Below are 5,640 nucleotides of genomic sequence, written 5' to 3'. Positions count from 1 at the left end.
GGGTGTTGACGGTCTTCAAAAGCGATGTAGAATGGGCGGCTCACCCAGGACGAAACGTCCCGGGCGTCACCGAGCAATCGGCGACGAGCGAGAAGATCTTTGACAGTGTGCGCAGGTGAATTGTGTGGACGCCTTGCGGTGGAGGGTTACGACCCGTCCAAGCAATGCAAGCGTCCCACCAAGTAAAAAGTCAGTAATGAGTTTTGATTGGTTGGGGTAAACGCTTCAGAAAGATAGATGGCTTCAGCCCGCAAGGGTGAGGTTGTCGAAAACTTAAGTGAAGAGTTTGATCCTGGCTCAGATTGAACGCTGGCGGCATGCCTAACACATGCAAGTCGAACGGCAGCACAGCCGTAGCAATACGGTGGGTGGCGAGTGGCGGACGGGTGAGTAATGCATCGGGACCTACCCAGACGTGGGGGATAACGTAGGGAAACTTACGCTAATACCGCATACGTCCTACGGGAGAAAGCGGGGGACCTTCGGGCCTCGCGCGGTTGGACGGACCGATGTGCGATTAGCTAGTTGGTAGGGTAATGGCCTACCAAGGCGACGATCGCTAGCTGGTCTGAGAGGATGATCAGCCACACTGGAACTGAGACACGGTCCAGACTCCTACGGGAGGCAGCAGTGGGGAATATTGGACAATGGGCGCAAGCCTGATCCAGCAATGCCGCGTGTGTGAAGAAGGCCTTCGGGTTGTAAAGCACTTTTATCAGGAGCGAAATACTACCGGTTAATAACCGGTGGGGCTGACGGTACCTGAGGAATAAGCACCGGCTAACTTCGTGCCAGCAGCCGCGGTAATACGAAGGGTGCAAGCGTTAATCGGAATTACTGGGCGTAAAGGGTGCGTAGGCGGTTGTTTAAGTCTGTCGTGAAATCCCCGGGCTCAACCTGGGAATGGCGATGGATACTGGACAGCTAGAGTGTGTCAGAGGATGGTGGAATTTCCGGTGTAGCGGTGAAATGCGTAGAGATCGGAAGGAACATCAGTGGCGAAGGCGGCCATCTGGGACAACACTGACGCTGAAGCACGAAAGCGTGGGGAGCAAACAGGATTAGATACCCTGGTAGTCCACGCCCTAAACGATGCGAACTGGATGTTGGTCTCAACTCGGAGATCAGTGTCGAAGCTAACGCGTTAAGTTCGCCGCCTGGGGAGTACGGTCGCAAGACTGAAACTCAAAGGAATTGACGGGGGCCCGCACAAGCGGTGGAGTATGTGGTTTAATTCGATGCAACGCGAAGAACCTTACCTGGCCTTGACATGTCCGGAATCCTGCAGAGATGCGGGAGTGCCTTCGGGAATCGGAACACAGGTGCTGCATGGCTGTCGTCAGCTCGTGTCGTGAGATGTTGGGTTAAGTCCCGCAACGAGCGCAACCCTTGTCCTTAGTTGCCAGCACGTAATGGTGGGAACTCTAAGGAGACTGCCGGTGACAAACCGGAGGAAGGTGGGGATGACGTCAAGTCCTCATGGCCCTTACGGCCAGGGCTACACACGTACTACAATGGTCGGTACAGAGGGTTGCAATACCGCGAGGTGGAGCCAATCCCAGAAAGCCGATCCCAGTCCGGATCGAAGTCTGCAACTCGACTTCGTGAAGTCGGAATCGCTAGTAATCGCGGATCAGCTATGCCGCGGTGAATACGTTCCCGGGCCTTGTACACACCGCCCGTCACACCATGGGAGTGAGTTGCTCCAGAAGCCGTTAGTCTAACCGCAAGGGGGACGACGACCACGGAGTGGTTCATGACTGGGGTGAAGTCGTAACAAGGTAGCCGTATCGGAAGGTGCGGCTGGATCACCTCCTTTCGAGATAGACGGCGTAGCCCTTCTCGCAAGACGTCCACACAAGACACCTGTACTTCACGCGACATCCTGTCGCGAAGAGCGAAGATCAAGACCGTCCATCCATGGACGGACTCTTCATCAACCGCCGCTTCGAACCTGGTCCTAGGTCGTTTGTCCAGGTAGCTTGGCTCGCGGGTTCTGGGGTTCACCTTTCATGGGTCTGTAGCTCAGGTGGTTAGAGCGCACCCCTGATAAGGGTGAGGCCGGTGGTTCGAGTCCACCCAGACCCACCATGGGGCCATAGCTCAGCTGGGAGAGCACCTGCTTTGCAAGCAGGGGGTCGTCGGTTCGATCCCGACTGGCTCCACCATATAAGCGCCGCGTGAAGTATCAGCACACAAAAGATTTTGAAATCATCCGGCATTGAGGCCGGCGTGATGTTCTTTGAAAATCAGTAAACGAGTGACAAGCGTCTTGGTTCGAACCGAACCGAGACAGGTGTTAAGGCACGAAAACGAAGTAACTTGGCTGCACCTGATGAGGGTGCTGCCCCGAGGCGACTTGGGGTTATATGGTCAAGCGACTAAGCGTATACGGTGGATGCCTTGGCAGTCAGAGGCGATGAAGGACGTGGCAGCCTGCGAAAAGTGTCGGGGAGCTGGCAACAAGCTTTGATCCGGCAATGTCCGAATGGGGAAACCCACTCCGCAAGGAGTACTGCATGGTGAATACATAGCCATGCAGGGCGAACCCGGGGAACTGAAATATCTAAGTACCCGGAGGAAAAGAAATCAACCGAGATTCCCTGAGTAGCGACGAGCGAACGGGGACTAGCCCAAAAGCACATCATGTTTTAGTCAAACGGTTTGGAAAAGCCGGCCATAGATGGTGATAGCCCAGTCGACGAAAGGGCATGGTGTGTGAAATTGAGTAAGGCGGGGCACGTGAAACCTTGTCTGAACATGGGGGGACCATCCTCCAAGGCTAAATACTACTGACTGACCGATAGCGAACTAGTACCGTGAGGGAAAGGCGAAAAGAACCCCGGAGAGGGGAGTGAAATAGACCCTGAAACCGTATACGTACAAGCAGTGGAAGCCCGCAAGGGTGACTGCGTACCTTTTGTATAATGGGTCAGCGACTTACTGTCTGTGGCAAGCTTAACCGTATAGGGGAGGCGAAGAGAAATCGAGTCTGAATAGGGCGCATAGTCTCAGGCAGTAGACCCGAAACCGAGTGATCTATCCTTGGCCAGGTTGAAGGTGCGGTAACACGCACTGGAGGACCGAACCCACATCTGTTGCAATAGATGGGGATGAGCTGAGGATAGGAGTGAAAGGCTAAACAAACTCGGAGATAGCTGGTTCTCCTCGAAAGCTATTTAGGTAGCGCCTCGTGCGAATACTGTTGGGGGTAGAGCACTGTTATGGCTAGGGGGTCATCGCGACTTACCAAACCATGGCAAACTCCGAATACCAACACGTACTACACGGGAGACACACGGCGGGTGCTAACGTCCGTCGTGAAAAGGGAAACAACCCAGACCCGCAGCTAAGGTCCCAAAGTCATAGCTAAGTGGAAAACGATGTGGAAAGGCATAGACAGCCAGGAGGTTGGCTTAGAAGCAGCCACCCTTTAAAGAAAGCGTAATAGCTCACTGGTCGAGTCGGTCTGCGCGGAAGATTTAACGGGGCTAAGCTATGCACCGAAGCTCGGGGTGTGCACATTTATGTGTACGCGGTAGAGGAGCGTTCCGTAAGCCTGTGAAGGTGGATTGTAAAGTCTGCTGGAGGTATCGGAAGTGCGAATGCTGACATGAGTAACGATAATGCGGGTGAAAAGCCCGCACGCCGAAAGCCCAAGGTTTCCTCGCGCAACGTTCATCGGCGCAGGGTGAGTCGGCCCCTAAGGCGAGGCAGAAATGCGTAGTCGATGGGAAGCAGGTTAATATTCCTGCACTTTTCTACAGTGCGATGTGGGGACGGAGAAGGTTAGGTCTACCGGGCGTTGGTTGTCCCGGGGAAAGGAGGTAGGCATGCATCTTAGGCAAATCCGGGATGCTTTATGCCGAGCACCGAGACGAGCCCTATTGGGCGAAGTGACTGACACCACGCTTCCAGGAAAAGCCACTAAGCTTCAGCTGTAGAAAAACCGTACCGTAAACCGACACTGGTAGGCAGGGTGAGAATCCCAAGGCGCTTGAGAGAACTCGGGTGAAGGAACTAGGCAAAATGGCACCGTAACTTCGGGAGAAGGTGCGCCCATCGGCGTGGTCACGTGCGTGACTGAGCGTTGATGGGTCGCAGTAACCTGGCCGCTGCGACTGTTTATCAAAAACACAGCACTCTGCAAACACGAAAGTGGACGTATAGGGTGTGACGCCTGCCCGGTGCTGGAAGGTTAATTGATGGGGTCAGCCGCAAGGCGAAGCTCTTGATCGAAGCCCCAGTAAACGGCGGCCGTAACTATAACGGTCCTAAGGTAGCGAAATTCCTTGTCGGGTAAGTTCCGACCTGCACGAATGGCGTAACGACAGCGGCGCTGTCTCCACCCGAGACTCAGTGAAATTGAATTCGCTGTGAAGATGCAGCGTTCCCGCGGCAAGACGGAAAGACCCCGTGAACCTTTACTATAGCTTTACACTGAACGTTGAGTTCTTCTGTGTAGGATAGGTGGGAGGCTTTGAAGCGCAGACGCCAGTTTGCGTGGAGCCATCCTTGAAATACCACCCTGAAGTGCTTGACGTTCTAACCTCGGCCCGTAATCCGGGTCAGGGACCGTGTATGGTGGGTAGTTTGACTGGGGCGGTCTCCTCCCAAAGAGTAACGGAGGAGCACGAAGGTACGCTCAGCGCGGTCGGACATCGCGCACTGTGTGCAATGGCATAAGCGTGCTTGACTGCGAGATCGACGGATCAAGCAGGTACGAAAGTAGGTCATAGTGATCCGGTGGTTCTGTATGGAAGGGCCATCGCTCAACGGATAAAAGGTACTCCGGGGATAACAGGCTGATACCGCCCAAGAGTTCATATCGACGGCGGTGTTTGGCACCTCGATGTCGGCTCATCACATCCTGGGGCTGTAGCCGGTCCCAAGGGTATGGCTGTTCGCCATTTAAAGTGGTACGCGAGCTGGGTTCAGAACGTCGTGAGACAGTTCGGTCCCTATCTGTCGTGGGCGTTGGAGATTTGAGGGGGGCTGCTCCTAGTACGAGAGGACCGGAGTGGACGTTCCGCTGGTGTTCGGGTTGTCATGCCCATGGCATTGCCCGGTAGCTACGAACGGAAGTGATAACCGCTGAAAGCATCTAAGCGGGAAGCACGCCCCAAGATGAGATCTCCCGAGACTTCGAGTCTCCTTAAGGCACCATCAAGACTAGGTGGTTGATAGGTCAGGTGTGGAAGCGCAGCAATGCGTTCAGCTAACTGATACTAATGAGCCGTGCGGCTTGACCATATAACCCCAAGACGCTTCGTGTGTCCGCAACACCCTCGATTCGCATTCACCTCGACGCTTGTCACTCGTTTACGATTTATTTGACGCGAAGTCCTTTTCGCGAAGAGCAAAGCCCGCCATCCGTGGCGGACTCTTCAAAAGGGCTTCACCCAGACTGAAGCCGGCGCGCGATGCGCTGCTTCAACCCCTTCCCTGGCGGCCATAGCGGCGTGGTACCACCTGATCCCATCCCGAACTCAGAAGTGAAACGCGCATGCGCCGATGGTAGTGTGGCTTTGCCATGCAAGAGTAGGTCACCGCCAGGGGCTTTATCCCAAAAACCCTCACCGGAAACGGTGGGGGTTTTTCTTTATGCGACATGGCTGACGCGATCGAAGAGCGCAACCC

General features: G+C 54.8%; 2 tRNA genes and 3 rRNA genes. All 5 read left to right on the top strand.

Annotated elements, in window-relative coordinates:
• Positions 1 to 274 precede the first annotated feature (274 nt).
• The 5 genes from ACYVKM_RS12240 to rrf all read left to right on the top strand — a co-directional run bounded on the left by ACYVKM_RS12240 (position 275) and on the right by rrf (position 5,558).
• Positions 275 to 1,819 (top strand): 16S ribosomal RNA (locus ACYVKM_RS12240).
• A gap of 195 nt (positions 1,820 to 2,014) precedes the next feature.
• Positions 2,015 to 2,091, top strand: a tRNA-Ile gene (locus ACYVKM_RS12235).
• Position 2,092: 1 nt separating this feature from the next.
• Positions 2,093 to 2,168 (top strand) — tRNA-Ala (locus ACYVKM_RS12230).
• Positions 2,169 to 2,371: 203 nt separating this feature from the next.
• Positions 2,372 to 5,253: ribosomal RNA gene (locus ACYVKM_RS12225) — 23S ribosomal RNA — on the top strand.
• A gap of 191 nt (positions 5,254 to 5,444) precedes the next feature.
• A 5S ribosomal RNA gene (gene rrf, locus ACYVKM_RS12220) occupies positions 5,445 to 5,558 on the top strand.
• The 16S, 23S and 5S rRNA genes sit together here with 2 tRNA genes alongside, the layout of an rRNA operon.
• Positions 5,559 to 5,640 lie beyond the last annotated feature (82 nt).

It is taken from the genome of Rhodanobacter koreensis, from assembly GCF_054782855.1.
This window is presented reverse-complemented; position numbering and strand designations above follow the sequence as displayed.